The sequence below is a fragment of the Micromonospora sp. NPDC049101 genome, from assembly GCF_040648675.1.
Classification (GTDB): Bacteria; Actinomycetota; Actinomycetes; order Mycobacteriales; family Micromonosporaceae; genus Micromonospora.
This window is the reverse complement of the sequence record NZ_JBEZED010000069.1, coordinates 1-1369: the sequence shown is the minus strand read 5'-3', so window position 1 is coordinate 1369 and position 1369 is coordinate 1. Positions and strand designations below refer to the sequence as shown.

At 68.6% G+C, this 1369-nt stretch carries 1 protein-coding gene; it reads right to left on the bottom strand.

The annotated features are described in order from the left end of the window. Nucleotides 1-179 precede the first annotated feature (179 nt). Nucleotides 180-1271, bottom strand: a complete 1092-nt coding sequence (locus AB0B57_RS36795) for an IS701 family transposase (protein ID WP_357081097.1) — start codon at nt 1269-1271, stop codon at nt 180-182. Between the last annotated feature and the right edge of the window lie 98 nt (nt 1272-1369).

Here is a 1369-nt window from a genome sequence, read left to right as displayed (position 1 = left end):
TAGTACTGCAACGGCAGTTGGTCAGGGGTAGCCGTGTCGTCGGTAGTGGCAGGTTCGGGCTTGGTATTGGCGTCGTCGGCGCCAGCGGGACCAGGCCCAGACGTGCTCGGGTGGGTGCGTTGATCGCACTATGAGTGCGGTGAGCAGTCTTCGGATCTCCGGTACGGTGTAGCCGATCATCATGTCGTCGCCGGAGCTGGATCCCCTTTTGCGGTAAGGGATCGGGCCACGGACAGCCAGGCGTGGGCGGCCATGGACAAGGTGATGTGGGCGTACCAGGCTCGCCAGTCGCGGACCTGGTACTCGTCGAGGCCGGCTTCGTTCTTGGCCTGCTGGAAACACTCCTCGATCGCCCACCGTGCCCCCGCGATCCGGACCAGGTCGAGCAGGCGGGTGCGGCGGGGTCCGTAGCAGACGTAGTACGCGATCTCTCCGGTCGTCATGCTGCGCCGGGCCAGGAGCCAGTGCCCCCGGCCGGGCTGCCAGCAGATGCGCACCGGCACCCGCGCCCACCAGTACTCGCGAGGGCCATGCGCGCCGGCGCCGGCGGACAGCCGGCACCACGCCCGAGCCGGCAGAGCGGCGATCAGCTCGTCCGCCCGGGCGGTGCCCATCGTGGTGGTGATCATGTCGTCGTTGCGGCGGGTCGCGACCACATAACCCACATCCCGTTGTTCCAACCAGACCCGCAGGGATTTCGACTGCCCGTAGGCCTCGTCCATCGTCACCCACCCCACCGGCACCCCGGCATCCAACGCGCGGGCCAGCATCTGGCGGGCCATCTGCACCTTCGTGGCGAACTCCACCTCGTCCGGGATCCCCGCGGCCCGGCACCGATCCCGGTCATCGGTCCACGACGCCGGCAGGTAGAGCTGCCGGTCGATTAGCGCGTGGCCCTTCGCTGACCGGTAGGCCAGGAACGTCCCGACCTGGCAGTTCTCCGTCCGACCAGCCGTGCCCGAATATTGCCGCTGCACCCCCGCCGACCGGGTGCCCTTCTTCAGGAACCCGGTGTCGTCGACGATCAGCACTCCCGCCGGGTCGCCGAGGTGCTCGACGACGTAGTCCCGCACGTCGTCGCGGACCGCGTCGACGTCCCAGTCCGCCCACCGCAACAACCGCTGCATCCCGTCCGGTGACACGTCCCCGGCCTGCTCCGCCAGGGTCCAGCCGTTCTTCCGGCCCAGGCCCGACACCAGGCCGCACAGGTACTGACGCGCCCGCAGCCGTGGTTCCGCCCGCCGAAACCGAGGCCCGATCCGGGCATGCAACCGGTCCAACTCGCCATGCCACTGATCGACATCAACGTCCGTCACAGGCAGACCAACGAACGCGAGCCGAACTCGATTCGCCTACTGCCGTTGCAGTA